Source organism: Candidatus Poriferisodalis sp., from assembly GCF_965215815.1.
Taxonomy (GTDB): domain Bacteria; phylum Actinomycetota; class Acidimicrobiia; order Acidimicrobiales; family Poriferisodalaceae; genus Poriferisodalis.
Map to the genome: position 1 here is coordinate 1505681 of NZ_CBDCEO010000012.1, position 14147 is coordinate 1519827.

Consider the following 14147-nt stretch of genomic DNA (forward strand, 5'->3'; position numbering starts at 1 on the left):
ACCGCTTCGATCAACCGCTTCGATCGACCGCTCCAAGCCGAGCGTTCAGCCGGTCACGCCCTCGATGAACTCGGCGATGGCGTCGTTGAACGCGTCGGGCTGTTCCTGGTTGGCGAGGTGGCCGGCGGCGGCGATCTCCACATAGCGAGCATCGGCGATCCCCTCCGCGAGCCGTTGGGATGCCCGTGGCGGGGTGACCTCGTCGTGCTCCCCCACCACCACGAGCGTCGGCACCGCGATGCGACCAAGTTCCGGGTAGTGATTGGACTCGGCCATCGAGTCGCACGCCCACTGGTAGCAGGGCATGCGGATCGAAGGAATCATCATCTCCACCACATGCGCCCGCAGCTCGGCGCCCGCACTGGGGCTCACCAGTCGCTGCGACCGTGCGGCGGCGAAGCCTTCGGCGCCCAGGTCGACGAAGTCTGCGGCCCGCGCTCGCATGGCCTCGGCCTGTTCGGGTTTGGTCCCGCCGCCGGCACTGGAATCGGCCAAGATGAGCGACGACACAGCATCGGGATGCCGCAGGACGAGGCGGGTCGCGGTGACACCGCCCCACGAGACACCCAGCACGGCAACCGGACCGTCGGACTCAGCGGCAATCAGCGACGCAGCCGCATCGGCCCAGCCGTCGATGCCAGGGGCGTCGTCGGGATCGGCCGAATAGCGGTATCCGGGAGCGTCCCACGAGACCAGCCGCACTCCGAGCCGCTCGGCAAGCGGACGCTGCCCCAGAAAGGCATCGGCGCACGAGCCGATGCCGTGCAGGCACGCCAGCACAGGTGCGTCGTGCGCACCGTATGACCAGCGAAAGACGTTGCTCATGCCGCCTCCCTCACCACAGAACAGTCGCCGACCACGCTCATGGGCCTGCTCAGCAGCGTGGGACCAGTCGGCACGCGCACGCCGTGCTTGACGGAGGATGAGCAGGAAATCGAGCCGGTGTGCTGAGAGCTCATGGCTTCGGTCGAACCCGCGCCAGCGGGGTTGGCACGCCAGCCACAGGGGCGCGGGTCCGGAAGATGCAGCCGCCGTCGGATGTGCCGCCACCGGTCACGACGTACAGATCGCGCATGTCGGCGCCGCCGAAGCAGACGCTGGTGACGAACTGGTCGGGAACTGGCACTGCGACGTCCGGCTCGCCGTCGGGCGTGTAGCGCTGCACCCGGCCGCCTTCGGCCAGTGCAACCCACACGCCGCCCTCGACATCCACCGCCAAACCGTCAGGCACCTGGCGCTCCCGCACGAACTCCCGCCTGTTCGACACAGCGTCGCCGTCCACATCGGATACCCACACCCGGCCGGGGATGCTGTCGGAGTGATACAGCCGCGTGCCATCAGGAGAAAAGCCGATGCCGTTGGTGAGCCGCACGTCGCCGTAGACCTCCTCTGCCGAGCCGTCGAGGTTGATGCGATACAGCTCGCCCGGCTCGTCCGCCGATGACTCGTCGAAGGGGTTGCGGCGCAGCGATCCGACATAGACACGGCCCAGCGCGTCGGTGTGCATGTCGTTGAAACCGGCAACGTCAGGGGCGAACAGCACCTCCGAGCCGGCATCGGTTACGTGCTGGATATTGCGGCCGCTCACCACCACGCCGCCGTCGGCGTGCAGCACCATGCCGCCCACGCCCCGGCGCTTGGGCACCACGACCTCAATCTCGCCGTCGGGCCTCCGCCGGCGCACGCCGCCGTTAGGAACGTCAGAGAAATAGAAGCTGTCGTGCTCGTCAACCCGGGGACCTTCGATCAGCCCCCATCCCGAACTCAGCAACTCCAACTCGAAATCAGCACTCATCAACATCTCCCCCACTCCAAGTCCTGACGCTCGGCCATCGACCCCGGCCCGCAGGCCAGCGGTGTGCGGACCCTAACGAACACGACGGGTGCTGGCGCATCGCGACTGCCCGAGCAAGAAGGGGCGGGTTTGCGGGACAGCGAGAGATTGCGCAGCGAGAGATTGCGCAGCGAGAGATTGCGCAGCGGAAGATTGCGCAGCGGAAGATTGCGCAGCGGAAGATTGCGCAATTGCGCAGCGAGAGATTGCGCAGCGGCGAGGCATCGGGAGGCACCAGCCGTGCTGCGGTGGCATGTACTAGGCGAACAGGACGGGTTTGCGGGAGGGTGCAGGGTTGGGCGGCGACGAGGCGTCGGGGGGCACCAGCCGGTAGCGGCCGTCGCAGACGACGACCTGCCAGTTGTGGTCGTGGATGCGGTCGTGGCAGGACCAGCACACCAGCACCAGGTTGTCTACTCGCGTCGCGCCGCCGCACTTCCAAGGGACGATGTGGTGTGCTTCGCAGTCGGTGGGCACTGCGCCGCAGCCGATGCACGCGCCGTCGCGGGCGATCAGGGCACGGCGCTGCGCCGCGGTGGGCGCCCGCCCGGCGGCGGCCTCATAGAGGGGTGTGAGCTGTTTGCCGAACAGCACGACCGAGATGTCGGCGTTGCAGCTGAGCCGGTCGATCACGCTGGCGGGGACTGGGCCTGCACCGGCGATCTCGCCCATCCCGCCGCACTCGTCGAGCAGGTCCCCGAGGTCGGCTCGCACGATGATCTCCGTGGACGGTCCCCTGTGCCCCACCGAGCCTGCGCCACCGGATACCGCAGTGCCGTTCGGGGCTGCGTGGCCAGCGCCGGATTCGGTGCTTCCGGGCATCTTGTCGCCAGCAGCGGTGTCGCCCGAGGCTGTGTCGCAGGCCGTGGCGGGCGTCGGGGCGGCGTGCGCGAGGATGCGGTCGAGCGCGTCGGCCATGCGTTGATCGCGGGTGCGCACTGCGCGGTGGCCTGTCGAACTGCTGCGTGCTGCATCGCGGAGAGCTGAGTCGTCGGTGTTCGCGGCCGGGCGGGTGCGCATCAAGCGGCAGTCGGCTTGGCGGAGGCGCTCGGCTTCGTCACGGATGCGGGCCTGGATGCGGGCACCCATCTCTGCATCGAATGAGCCGCGCATCTGCACGGTCCCGTCGTCGCCGTTCCAGAAGCGCACATTGCGGTTGCGCCGGTTGCGGCGATGCCGCTCGGCGAGGTCCGCGGCGCTCTGGTGCTGCGCGGTCCAGCGCTTGGAAGCGTGGGCGAACTCGTCGGGCGGCAGCGTCTTGGCCAGGTTCACGAGATCAGCATCGCCCTGCACCGCTTCGGGGCTGGTGTCGCGCGCTGCTCGGGCCAGACGGGCGGCGTTCGCCATGCACATCTCGCCCTGAGTCAGCGCAGATTGGGCAGCGGGCATCTGCTCGAGCTCGGCGGCGGTGCGCACATTGCGCGCCGCGTCTGAGCGCGGGACTGCGGCAATCTGGTGCAGCACTCCGGCACCGCCGTCGCCGTGTCGCTCGCGCTGTGCGATCTGAGACGCCACGGCGGTCTCCAGCGTCTCGAGCTTGGCGCGCAGCGGCTTGGCAAGCCCCAGCGCGTCGCGCAGCTCCCCAGTGGGCGCCGCATCGACGCCGTCAAGCGCTGCTGCGAGCGAGTCAAGCGCCTGCCGCACCTCAGAGAACATACGTTCATTCTACGGGTAACGAGCCCCCTACGAACGTCTTCGTACCTTGAGAACTGTTACAGATCTATTACATAAGTTTTTCTAGCTAATTATGAGTTTTCAAGTTATCTCAATCTCATCCTGTGGCCGTCGTCTGCGGTCGAACACCTGAACGTCCACACAGCGCTCGCGCGAAGGCCGCTGGTATCTCGGCCGCCGCGACCGGCGACAGCCGCACTGACCGCATCGCTCGGCTGGTCAGCGGGCCGGGCTGGTCAGCGGGCCGGGCTGGTCACCGGGCCGGGCTGAGATCGATCAGCAGCGGATGGCCGACCCGAGTGAAGAGGTCCTGCAGCATCCGCAGCGTGAGGCCCCAGATCACCCGGCCGTGCGCGACCTCGATGCCGGGGAAGTGCATGTCGGGGCGAGGCGGATAGTGGTAGTCGATGTGGTGACAGGGATCGGCCAGCTCGTCCACTGGCACCCACAGCGCGTCGGCCACCTCGTAGTTCAACGTCAGCGGCGGGCGCTCACCGTCGAGCCAGCACACATGCGGGGTCACGCGCAGCCCGGAGTTCGACCAGCGTGGGCTGCCTTCGATGTCGTCAAGGCGACCGAGCCAGCGAACCCCGGCGTGCGCAGTGATGTCGAATCCGATTTCTTCGCGGCTCTCTCGAACGGCAGTGTCGAACGTGTCGTCATCGTCGGGTTCGGTGCGGCCACCCGGGAATGCCATGTGGCCGGACCACGGGTCGCCGTCATGGGTTGCCCGCTCGATGAACAGCATCTCGGGGCTGGCACCGTTGGCTCGCACCACCGCGGCGACTGCGGCGGTCGGACCGTGATGCGGGGTGTCGAGAGTGTGGTTGAGCGCCTCGCCCAGGGGCTGCGCCGCGAAGGCGTCGGTGAGACTCGGAACCCCCAGCACATGGCGAAGCGTAGGTCGGCGGTGCGTGACGGCTCCGGGTTCGCCCCCAACGGCAGCGGACTCGGCCGCGATGGCCGCTGCTACCGTCCCCGCGATGACCGCCGCCGACGCTGACACCGCGGGCCCTGACGCCTCGCATCCTGAGCCTGGCAACTTCGACGATCCAGCCAGCGGCATGGACGCTGCGTCATTCGAAGGCTTCGTTGGCGAGGTCACGCAGTTCCGCGACACGGTGGTGGCACCGAATGTGTCTCGCTGGGAGGGCGAGAAGCGGATGGCGCCCGAAGCTTTGCGGGAAGCGTCGGGGCTCGGTCTGCTGGCGATGGAAGTTCCCACAGCGCTCGGCGGCCTCGGGATGAGCTTTGCCCAGAAGTGCCGCATCGTCGAGGTGCTCAGCGCCATATCGATGCCGTTCGCCTTCAGCCTGGTGAACACCGGCAACGTCGCAGCGCGTGTGGCGCAGCTCGGCAACGACGCCCACCGCGACCGCTACCTGGCAGATCTCATGGCGGGGCGCCGCTTCGGCTCCACCGCGCTGACCGAACCAGGAGCCGGCAGTGACTTCGCCAATATCGCCACCACCGCAACGCCCGTCGACGGCGGCTGGCGGCTCGACGGCGCCAAGGCGTGGATCACCAACGCAGCGCACTCCGACGTCATCTTCTGCTACACACAGACCGAGCCGGGCTCTCGGGGCCGCGGCATTGCATCGTTCCTCGTCGACGGCACCCGGCCCGGTTTCGAACGACTGCCGCCGTACGAGCTGGCGGGCGGTCACCTGATCGGCACCGGCGGCTTCCGCCTCGATGGCTACATCGCCGAGGCCGACGATCTCATTGGTCCTCCCGGACAGGCCTTCATCGCAGCCATGTCAGGCGTGAACGGGGCCCGGACGTACGTCGCCGCTATGTGCTGCGCCATGGTCGAGGCGACGCTCGCGGGCGCCGTGCGCTTCGGCACCGAGCGCGAAGCATTCGGCAAACCCATCCTCGGCCACCAAGGGCTGGCTTGGAAACTCGCCGGCGTCCAGAACCGCCTCGAGGCGGCCCAGCTGCTCACCGGGCGGGCCGTCGACGCGGTCACCGAATCGCTTCGCACCGGCGATGCCTCCGGAGCGATCCTGCCGGCGGCCCACGCCAAGAAGTTCGCCACCGAGACCGCCGAAGCCGACATTGCGGCATGCATCCAGGCCATGGGTGCGGAAGGCCTGCGCAGTACGTACCCATGGGGCCATCACCTCGTCGGCGCCCGTATCGCGAACTACGTGGACGGCAGCACCGAGATCCAGACCGACCGAATCGCTCGCTCCCTCGCCGCCACCTACGCACAGGACTGATCGGACTCGCTCAGCCGAAGACGCCCTGCTCGCGAAATTCGGTGATGTCATCCCACGTGTAGCCGTGCTCGAGCAGAACCTCCTCGGTGTGCTGACCGAGCTCTGGCGCGACGGCGCCCGGTTCGAGCGGGGTGGCTGACATGCGGATCGGGGTGCCGATCACCACACGGCTGCCGTCGGCGTGTTCCACTCGTTTCAGGTAGCCGTTGTCGTACATCGACTGATCGGCGACGATCGTCTCGTAGTCGCGGACCAGCCCGTAGCGAACCCCGGCCTCGTCGAGCGTCGCCTCCCACTCACCGAGGGTCCTGGTCGGGAACACGTCGTCGATGATGGCCACCAACTCGGCTCTGGCATCGGCGCTCAGCATGAGGGCCAGGAACCGCTCGTCTTCGGCAAGATCGGGTCGGTCGAGCAATTGGGCGAAATCGGGCCATTGGGGTCCGGTGCCGCTGAGCAGGTGGATCCAGCCGTCGGCCGCCCCGACGGTGTGGAGCAGGGTCGGAACGATGGCGTGGCCCGAATGGTTCCGTTCCGGGTTGCGACCGGTCATCAGGGTGTAGGTGATCTCCGACGCCTGGGCGTAGATCATGCCGCCCACGAGCGACACGTCGACCCGCTGCCCTGCGCCGGTCTTGTGCCGATGGAGCAACGCGGCCAGAATGCCGGCGACCATGTTCTGGCAGCCGACGTGGTCGGAAATGACCGCCCCGTTGATGATCGGAGGGCTGCCGTCGATCCGGGTCGCAAACATGAGCCCGCCTTCGGCCTGACCGGTCATGTCAGCCCCTTCGCGGGCGGACTTGGGGCCGATAGGCCCGAAGCTCGAACCGGCGGCGTAGACGAGCTGGGGATTGATGGCTGACAGGTGTTCGTATGACAGGCCCCAGGCCTCCATGGTTCCGGGCACGAAGTTGTGGATCAGGACGTCGGTTTCGGAGACGAGCCGCTCGATGGTGCTCTTCCCGCCGGGGGTGCGAAGGTCGAGGGTGACCGACCGCTTCCCTCGGTTGCACGCTTCGTAGTACGGGCTTCGGAGATCGTCCGCGGCAACGGGGATGACCCGCCCCAGGTCACCCATACCCGGCAATTCGATCTTGATGACCGCGGCTCCCATGTCGTGCAGGGTGGCCGCAGCTTGCGGACCCTGCACCAACACGGCCAAGTCGAGGACGGTGTAATCGTCAAGCGCTCCCATCGCCGGATGGTAACGCCCACCAACGCAAGACGACTCTCGACGTCTCGCCGTTCGATTCTGGCTTGCCAAACTACGTAGACCACACCTCAAAGGACGGTGACCATGTCAGCCGCATCAGCGCAGACAGCTTCAGCTGATCTCTATCGGACGATGAGCACGCTGCGGGCCGTGCGCCGTCTTCGCACCGACCCGATTCCCCCCGATGTCCTTGAACGGGTTCTGCAGGCGGCGTGCTGGGCCCCGACTGGCGGCAACCAGCAACCATGGCGAGTGGTCGTCGCTACCGACCCGGCCGTCAAACAAGGATTGTCCGACGTTTACGGGCCAGAGTGGGCGAAGTACACCGGCGGATTCATGAAGCGGCTCGAAGGCCTCCCCTCCGACGAAATCGCCAAGTGGAAGCGGGTCATAGCTGCGGGCGACTACCTCGCCGATCATCTGCATGAGGCCCCAGCGATCCTGCTGTTCTGCGCCAACCCAAAGATGATGGCGATCACCGACGCCAAGTTGGATCGGATCAGCATGGTCGGCGGCGGCTCGGTGTACCCGGCAGTGCAGAACCTGATGCTGGCGTGCGCGGCCGAGGGGCTGGGTTGCACCCTCACGACGCTGCACTGTTTCCGCGAGGACGAGGTGAAGTCGTTGCTGGGTATACCCGACGGATGGGCCACGGTCGCGATGGTGCCGATCGGGTACCCGGTCGGCAAGGGCAACGGCCCGATAACTCGACTGCCGCCGGCCGACATGGCCTACCGCGACATGTTCGGTCAGGCCTGGACGAGCTGAACTGGTCTTCTGGCAACGTAATGGTCAAGGTGTGATGTGGACGCCGACGCCTCGACGCCACCTATACGAGCGGCTGAACCCGGATCAACAACCTGTTGCGGCGGCTGCGTTCCGGAATCCGGTATGTCAGGCTCTCACCGTGTTCACAGGGGGTAAGTCATGAGCGAACCACTGGCGACTCCGACATCTCGAGCGCTGTACGAACGTGCGCAGGCGGTGATACCGAAGGGCGTGTACGGGCATTACGGGCCTGCGGCGCAGGGTGCCGGGCCGGTGTTCTTCTCCTCGAGCAACGGAGCCCACTTCACTGACGTCGACGGCAATACCTACATCGACTGGATGTGCGCCTATGGGCCCATGATTTTGGGTTACAACCATCCGAAGGTTGAGCAGGCGGCCGTCCGGCAGATGGCACAGGGCAACACAGTCAGCATCGCCGCACCCGTGCTCGTCGACCTTGCCGAACGGCTCGTCGACATGGTCGATGGTGCAGATTGGGCACTGTTCGGCAAGAACGGCGCTGACTCGACGGGGTTGGCGGTGATGGTCGCCCGTGCCGCCACAGGCCGTAAGCGAATCCTGAAGATCCAGGGCGGCTACCACGGATCTGCGCCGTGGATGCAAACCCCTGGCAACACCGGCACGATCGCCGAGGACCAGGCGTTCGTCATCGAAGTGCCGTGGAACGACGCTGCCGCGATCCGAGCCGCGATCGCAGAGCACCGTGACGACATCGCCTGCTTCATCTCGTCGCCGTACCACCACCCGGTTTTCGCCGACAACGCACTGCCTGACGATGGCTACTGGGCCGACGTCGAGCAGGCCTGCCGAGCGGCCGGCGTTGCGATCATCGTCGACGACGTCCGTTCCGGATTCCGGATCGACCTGGCTGGCTCGCATGCCGCCTACGGCTTCACCCCCGACCTCATGTGTTTCGGCAAGGCGCTCGGCAACGGCCATCCGATCGCTGCGCTGGCGGGCAGCGACGCGTTCAAGCAGGCCGCTGGGGACACCTTCTTCACGGGCACGCAGTTCTTCAACGCGGCGCCCATGGCAGCCGCGCTGGCGACGCTCGAAGAACTCGAGGCCGCAGATGCCGCTACCGCCATCACCGAGATCGGCGAACGGTTCGGCAAGGGCCTGGCGGACGTGGCAGCGGCGCACGGCCACGACCTGCGGGTTACCGGCATTCCGGCCATGCCGTATCTGCGCATCATCGGAGACGGCGGCTCGCGCTTTCACGCCCGCTGGATCTCCGAGTGCCTGCAGCGGGGCGCCTTCCTGCTCAGCTACCACAACAACTTCGTGTCGCTCGCGCACAGCGACGAAGACGTCGATCGCACCTGCGACATCGCCGACGCGGCGTTCGCCGCGCTCAACTGAGGTCGGAGTCGCCTAACCGATCCGGAACTATTCCGGTGACTGCCCACCCGATGGCCTGGAAGGAACGCGCATGAAATACGGCTTCACGGTGCCCAACAACTTCGGGGTTGACGACCCTGCCGAGGTGGTCGGCTTGGCCGTTGAGGCCGAGCAACTCGGCTTTGACTCGGTGTGGGTGAACCACCACGTGCTCAATGTGGGCTACGTGTGGGGCCGCCTCGGCGAGCGGCCCTACCACGATGCGCTGGTGACGCTGACGTGGATTGCTTCACGCACTCAGCGGGTCCGTCTCGGCACCAGCGTGCTGGTGATGCCGTACCTGCACCCGATGGTGCTGGCCAAGGAGCTCGCAACGCTGGACCGGTTGAGCGGCGGCCGTCTCGTCGTTGGACTGGGCGTTGGCAGCCTGCCCGAAGAGAACGCGCTGCTCGGCGTGGGCTACGACGACCGCGGTGCGCTCAGCAACGAGTTCATCGAGGTGCTGGATCTGCTGTGGACCCAGTCCAGCGCCGATTTCGAGGGGCAGTACTACTCATTTCAAGGCGTCGTCAGCTCGCCGAAGCCGCTGCAACAACCCCGCCCGCCGATCCTCATCGGCGGCAACCGCCCGCCGGCATTGCGACGCGTTGGCCGGCTGGGAGATGGCTGGCATCCGATGATGCTGTCGCCCGAGAGTGTGGCCAAGCGACTGCCGACCATTCGAGAAGCTGCGGATGCCGCCGGACGACCAGGAATTCCTGCAGAGATATCGGTCCGCCTCGGCGCCGATGCACTGACGCCAGAGCGGGCAGCCGAGTACGCAGCCGTCGGCGTAACCGAGCTGGTGATCTCGTGGAACACCGGCGACATCGGAGTGATCAGCGAGGGCCTCGCTGCCTTCGCCAGCGACCACGGCCTTCGCAGCTGAGCGCCTAGCGCCGGCCCCTGCCCTTCATGCGGAACGAGTCGCGCATCTGGTCGGCGTCGTAGCCGCCGAGCACCTGGCCGTCGGTGGCATATACGTAGAGCGCCGTCTTGAAATAGATGCCCAGCGCACCTACTACGACCATCACCGTCACGACACCCGCAAGGCCGACGGCTGTACCGACGACGACGCCGACAGCGCCCGGAACGATCAGACCAATCAGCACGCCGACGATGACCGCGGGGAGCATCAGCACGAAGCCGAGCAGGCCGAATCCCGCTTGAGAGATCAGGTTCTCGCCCCAGGTCTGTCGAACCAGACCGCCCGACCGTTTGATGCCGGAGATCGGCCCTTCATCATCGACGATGATGGCGGGAACGACGAGATAGGTGGCAATGGCCCAGGCTGCCTCGGCGAACCACGTGAGGATGCTTCCGAGCGCTCCTAGGCGCTCTCGGAGCATTCGAATCAGGATGCCGACGGTGGCAGTGATGACAGCCCAGCCAAACAGGCTCGGCAGGTGCATCGCAGCCCGACCCATGGCGCTGCGCACTGTGGGGTCTCCACCCGACATCCGGTCATAGGCGCCCGCCACAAGCGCCCCTTCGAAGAAGACGCCGATGGCTGTTGCAGCCACGACAAACAGGAAGCCGAGTACCGCCATGCTGCCGCTGACGCTGCCTTCCTCGACATCGCCGACGACGAAGCCCACTACGCAGGCCGCAGCAACGAGGGCGAGAATCGCGAGCATGCTGAGGACTGGCAGCCACAGCAGTTCCCGGTCCTGCTTCAGCAATGACCACGAGGTCTTCGTCAGTCGCCAGGTATTCGCCATTCGGCCCATCGGGATGCTCCTTTAACGTCGGCGAGTCGAGAGTTCAGGCTCTCCGATCGCCGCGGCGAGCCCGGTCCGACTTGAGCGTACAGACGCCCTGTGACACCAAGGGTCGCCTTCGGACAGTGCCGCTCCGTCGGCCCGTTGAAACGGTGAGCGGACAGGTTCTGCCCGTTCGGCCTCGCGTCGCACCGACGCCGGGCCGCTCTCAGCGACTCGCCGCCGCGGTTTCTCGTCGCGCGGACGCTGGCGTGCGTATCACCATCGCCACCGAGACCAGCACGACGGCGGCGCCTGCGAACTGGGTCAGCGTCACCGACTCGCCATGGATCATCCACGCCATGCCCACTGCCACGATGTGCATGGCGAGCACGTACAGCGACGAGCGGGCGACCTCAAGGTGCCCGTGGCACCACGTCATCAGGACGTGGCCGAATACCCCGGTGATGAACGCCACGAGAACGATCCAGAGCCAGTCGTAGCCGCCGAACTCACGCCAACCCGCCGGGGTGACCCACAACAGCGTGGGCGGGACTGCAGCAGCCAACGACCAGAAATTGATGCCAGCCATCCACTCCATCGGGTCAACAGCGCTGGACGAGCGCGCCAGACGTGTCAGGACGAAATAGACGGTGAACGTCAGGACCGACATAGCGGTCAGAAACAGTCCGAATGCGCTTGCACGGAATTCACCGCCCGCGCCGGCGATCACACCCACGGCGCCGGCCACGCCGAGCAGCGTGAGCACAATCTGGCGGAAGCTGACGCGGTCGCCGAACAGAGGCCCCACGAGCGCGAGCAGCATGGCTGGCTGCAAGGCCATCATCACCGACATCACCGAGATGGTGACCACTTGCACTGCGGCGAAGACGAAGACCATGTTGATGCCGAAGGACAGACCCGGCAGGGCGGTCTGCCAGAACACCCGCCGAGACAGCCAGCGGCCGCGAAGCGCCAGCACTGCCAGCAGGAACGGCGTCGACATGCCGAAGCGGATGACGGCGCTGACCAACGGTGGAGCACTCAGCAGCTTCGAGATCGGTGGTCCCATCCCCCACGAGACGACCACGAGACCCATGATGAGCAGCGGCAATGCGCCTCCGACCGCTCTGACCGCTGCAGGGTCCTCGGCAGACGGGCGCTGCGCCGGGGCTACGGCACCGTTGAGAGGTACCTCGATGCCGCCCGCTCGACCGATGGCTGGCGCTACGACGAAGACAGCGCCGGCCTCGGCCGAAGGAATGGCGGGCGCACTGCCACGTACCGCAGCCGGCCGGCCCACACCCCTCACCAGAGTGAGGCTAGGGCCGCTGAGCAATCCGGACCCAGATTCGTCGGCCCCGTCCGTGAGCCACGTCGCAACGGCCCAATACGCTGCGTTGCTGAGCCCATGAGCGGTCTGGGGCCGCCCGGCCCGCAGCCGAGGAGGCAACCATGAACGACGACGCCAACACTGAAGGCCCGGGGACGGCGGGGAGCATTGCACCGCAGTGGTCGGCGGATCTCAGTGGCCAGACGGCGTTCGTCACGGGCACTACTTCAGGGTTGGGCAGGCGCTTCGCCACTGTGCTTGCTGCGTGCGGTGCCAGCGTGGTCATCTGCGGCCGGCGCGTCGAGCGGCTGAACGCATTGGCAGCCGAGTTGGAGGCCGACGGCGCAACAGTGCTGCCGATGCCGCTCGATGTCACCGACACTGAGGCGTTGTTCGGGGCTGTCGCCACCGCCGAAGAACAGCTGGGTCCGGTGCAGATCCTCGTGAACAACGCCGGCAAGCCCGATGCCCGCCTGGCGCTCAAGATGGACCCGGCGTTTGTGGACGAGATGATCGCTACAAACCTCACGTCGCTGTTCCACCTGTCCTGTGAGGTCACCCGGCGATTGATCGCGGCTGAGCTGCCGGGCCGGATCGTCAACATCTCCTCGGGAGCCGCCTTCAGAGCACCGATCGGGACCTCGATGTACGCGATCACCAAGAGTGCTGTCGTGCGCATGACCGAAGTGCTGGCGCAGGAATTCGCCCGCTACAACGTGAACGTCAACGCCATTGCCCCGGGCGCGTTCGAGAGCGAGATGATGGACGGGATGCTCGAACGCATGGGTGACATCACCAAGATGTTCCCGCGTCGGCGCCTCGGCAAGGCTTCGCAGCTCGACTCGACGCTGCTGTACCTGGTGTCGCCGCTGTCGGACTTCGTGTCGGGCACCTGCATCACCGTCGACGACGCGCAAGGAGCCGGCTGAGGCCGTGAGCGCGGCTGACACCACGGCTGGCGTCGGCAATCGCACTGATGCCGACGCCACGAGCGTCGGCATTGCCGACCTCGAAGCAGCGGCGCAGCACTGGCAAGAGCACGGTTGGGTGCTCGTGGACGCACTCGTGCCGACCGCGGACATCGATCATGCGGTGGAGGAACTGTGGGACCTGTACCCGCACCCCGATGAGTTCCACGCCGACGACCCCGCTGTGCGAGACCGCTTTGTCGGCAGCAGCTTCAACCAAGGGCACAAGTTCCCCAAGGCCGACGCTGAGGGAGCCGCCTTCCGGCCCAACCAATTCCTGGGCCACATCCTGTTCCCCTACACGTCGCCGCGGCTGAACCGGCTGCAGGTCCATCCCAACGTCACGGCGTTCACTCGACTGGCGATGGGCATCGACGACATCCGCATCTACCAGGCTCGTATCTGGGGCAAGTACACCGGCGTCACCAACTACGAGCAGCCCTTCCACCAAGACCGGAACCACAACGTCGTGCCCGACCGCCTCGAGCCCGGCTGGTGGAACCTGGAGGGGTTCTTGTACCTCAGCGATGTCGAGCCTGAGGTGGCGCCGACCGAGATCGCGGGAGGCCCAGCCGACACGTCACGACCCTACGACGGGCCACCCGAGGGCGAGCGGTTCTCCGCCGCCGGTGGCCGGGGCTCGTACCTGGCCTACCGTCCCGACGTGTGGCACCGAGGTGTCGACCTGACGCGACCCGGCGGCAGCCGATTCCTCATGAGCGCCTCATTCAAGCCGGCAGGTGCCGACTGGATGGGCTACGACAACGTGCAACCGGTCTCGACGGCGCCGCCATGGTCCAAGTTCGCCGCCACCTGCACGCCCGAAGAACTGGCGCTGTTCGGCGCCCCGCTGCCCGGCCACCCGTACTGGACCCCCGAGTTGGTGGACGCCCTCGAACGGCGCTACCTCGGAATCGACGCCAGCCCCTGGCGAGACGCACTGCCCTGACCGTCCGAGACGCGGTCTCTACAGTGCAAATGTTGTGACTCGGTTTATGCTGCATATAGAGTCATGTCTGAGTCGTGAC

Annotated in this window: 13 protein-coding genes; 6 read left to right on the top strand and 7 right to left on the bottom strand. The window is 66.6% G+C overall.

The window, feature by feature from the left end:
- Positions 1–45: 45 nt before the first annotated feature.
- The 4 genes from ACOOHB_RS08650 to ACOOHB_RS08665 all read right to left on the bottom strand — a co-directional run bounded on the left by ACOOHB_RS08650 (position 46) and on the right by ACOOHB_RS08665 (position 4397).
- Positions 46–825 (bottom strand): alpha/beta fold hydrolase, encoded by a 780-nt coding sequence (locus tag ACOOHB_RS08650; RefSeq protein WP_420444381.1) that lies wholly within the window; start codon positions 823–825, stop codon positions 46–48.
- 130 nt (positions 826–955) lie between these two features.
- Positions 956–1795 (bottom strand): SMP-30/gluconolactonase/LRE family protein, encoded by an 840-nt coding sequence (locus tag ACOOHB_RS08655; RefSeq protein ID WP_420444382.1) that lies wholly within the window; start codon positions 1793–1795, stop codon positions 956–958.
- 297 nt (positions 1796–2092) lie between these two features.
- Complete coding sequence (locus ACOOHB_RS08660) at positions 2093–3490, bottom strand: HNH endonuclease signature motif containing protein (protein WP_420444383.1); 1398 nt, start codon at positions 3488–3490, stop codon at positions 2093–2095.
- Positions 3491–3761: 271 nt separating this feature from the next.
- On the bottom strand, positions 3762–4397 hold the full coding sequence (locus tag ACOOHB_RS08665) for an NUDIX hydrolase (protein ID WP_420444384.1): 636 nt from the start codon (positions 4395–4397) through the stop codon (positions 3762–3764).
- Between the two features lie 94 nt (positions 4398–4491).
- On the opposite strand from ACOOHB_RS08665, the gene ACOOHB_RS08670 reads away from it, so the two are divergent.
- Positions 4492–5733, top strand: coding sequence for an acyl-CoA dehydrogenase family protein (locus ACOOHB_RS08670; RefSeq protein WP_420444385.1), 1242 nt, complete (start codon positions 4492–4494; stop codon positions 5731–5733).
- A gap of 10 nt (positions 5734–5743) precedes the next feature.
- On the opposite strand, the gene ACOOHB_RS08675 is transcribed toward ACOOHB_RS08670, so the two are convergent.
- A complete protein-coding gene (locus tag ACOOHB_RS08675) occupies positions 5744–6931 on the bottom strand; it encodes a CaiB/BaiF CoA transferase family protein (protein ID WP_420444386.1) in 1188 nt (395 codons plus the stop codon).
- A gap of 102 nt (positions 6932–7033) precedes the next feature.
- On the opposite strand from ACOOHB_RS08675, the gene ACOOHB_RS08680 reads away from it, so the two are divergent.
- From ACOOHB_RS08680 to ACOOHB_RS08690, 3 genes are all read left to right on the top strand, one after another.
- Entirely contained in the window at positions 7034–7717 is a 684-nt protein-coding gene (locus ACOOHB_RS08680; protein ID WP_420444387.1) for a nitroreductase family protein, read from the top strand.
- Between the two features lie 159 nt (positions 7718–7876).
- Positions 7877–9100 (top strand): aminotransferase class III-fold pyridoxal phosphate-dependent enzyme, encoded by a 1224-nt coding sequence (locus ACOOHB_RS08685; protein WP_420444388.1) that lies wholly within the window; start codon positions 7877–7879, stop codon positions 9098–9100.
- A gap of 70 nt (positions 9101–9170) precedes the next feature.
- Positions 9171–10007: an LLM class F420-dependent oxidoreductase gene (locus ACOOHB_RS08690; protein ID WP_420444389.1), complete on the top strand. Its 837-nt coding sequence runs from the start codon at positions 9171–9173 to the stop codon at positions 10005–10007.
- 4 nt (positions 10008–10011) lie between these two features.
- Here ACOOHB_RS08690 and ACOOHB_RS08695 read toward each other — a convergent pair whose 3' ends face one another.
- Both ACOOHB_RS08695 and ACOOHB_RS08700 read right to left on the bottom strand, forming a co-directional pair.
- Entirely contained in the window at positions 10012–10848 is an 837-nt protein-coding gene (locus tag ACOOHB_RS08695) for a DUF6159 family protein (protein WP_420444390.1), read from the bottom strand.
- Positions 10849–11047: 199 nt separating this feature from the next.
- Positions 11048–12130: a DMT family transporter gene (locus ACOOHB_RS08700; protein WP_420444391.1), complete on the bottom strand. Its 1083-nt coding sequence runs from the start codon at positions 12128–12130 to the stop codon at positions 11048–11050.
- Positions 12131–12273: 143 nt separating this feature from the next.
- On the opposite strand from ACOOHB_RS08700, the gene ACOOHB_RS08705 reads away from it, so the two are divergent.
- Together ACOOHB_RS08705 and ACOOHB_RS08710 are read left to right on the top strand one after the other, a co-directional pair.
- Positions 12274–13080 (top strand): SDR family NAD(P)-dependent oxidoreductase, encoded by an 807-nt coding sequence (locus ACOOHB_RS08705; protein WP_420444392.1) that lies wholly within the window; start codon positions 12274–12276, stop codon positions 13078–13080.
- Between the two features lie 4 nt (positions 13081–13084).
- A complete protein-coding gene (locus ACOOHB_RS08710) occupies positions 13085–14068 on the top strand; it encodes a hypothetical protein (protein ID WP_420444393.1) in 984 nt (327 codons plus the stop codon).
- The last annotated feature ends 79 nt before the right edge of the window (positions 14069–14147 follow it).

Excerpts from the sequence above, each read along its gene's own strand:
- ACOOHB_RS08650 (WP_420444381.1), bottom strand. The coding sequence starts at position 825 with ATGAGCAACGTCTTTCGCTGGTCATACGGTGCGCACGACGCACCTGTG.
- ACOOHB_RS08695 (WP_420444390.1), bottom strand. The coding sequence starts at position 10,848 with ATGGGCCGAATGGCGAATACCTGGCGACTGACGAAGACCTCGTGGTCA.
- ACOOHB_RS08675 (WP_420444386.1), bottom strand. The coding sequence starts at position 6,931 with ATGGGAGCGCTTGACGATTACACCGTCCTCGACTTGGCCGTGTTGGTG.
- ACOOHB_RS08690 (WP_420444389.1), top strand. The coding sequence starts at position 9,171 with ATGAAATACGGCTTCACGGTGCCCAACAACTTCGGGGTTGACGACCCT.
- ACOOHB_RS08670 (WP_420444385.1), top strand. The coding sequence starts at position 4,492 with ATGACCGCCGCCGACGCTGACACCGCGGGCCCTGACGCCTCGCATCCT.
- ACOOHB_RS08685 (WP_420444388.1), top strand. The coding sequence starts at position 7,877 with ATGAGCGAACCACTGGCGACTCCGACATCTCGAGCGCTGTACGAACGT.
- ACOOHB_RS08660 (WP_420444383.1), bottom strand. The coding sequence starts at position 3,490 with ATGTTCTCTGAGGTGCGGCAGGCGCTTGACTCGCTCGCAGCAGCGCTT.
- ACOOHB_RS08655 (WP_420444382.1), bottom strand. The coding sequence starts at position 1,795 with ATGAGTGCTGATTTCGAGTTGGAGTTGCTGAGTTCGGGATGGGGGCTG.
- ACOOHB_RS08705 (WP_420444392.1), top strand. The coding sequence starts at position 12,274 with ATGAACGACGACGCCAACACTGAAGGCCCGGGGACGGCGGGGAGCATT.
- ACOOHB_RS08680 (WP_420444387.1), top strand. The coding sequence starts at position 7,034 with ATGTCAGCCGCATCAGCGCAGACAGCTTCAGCTGATCTCTATCGGACG.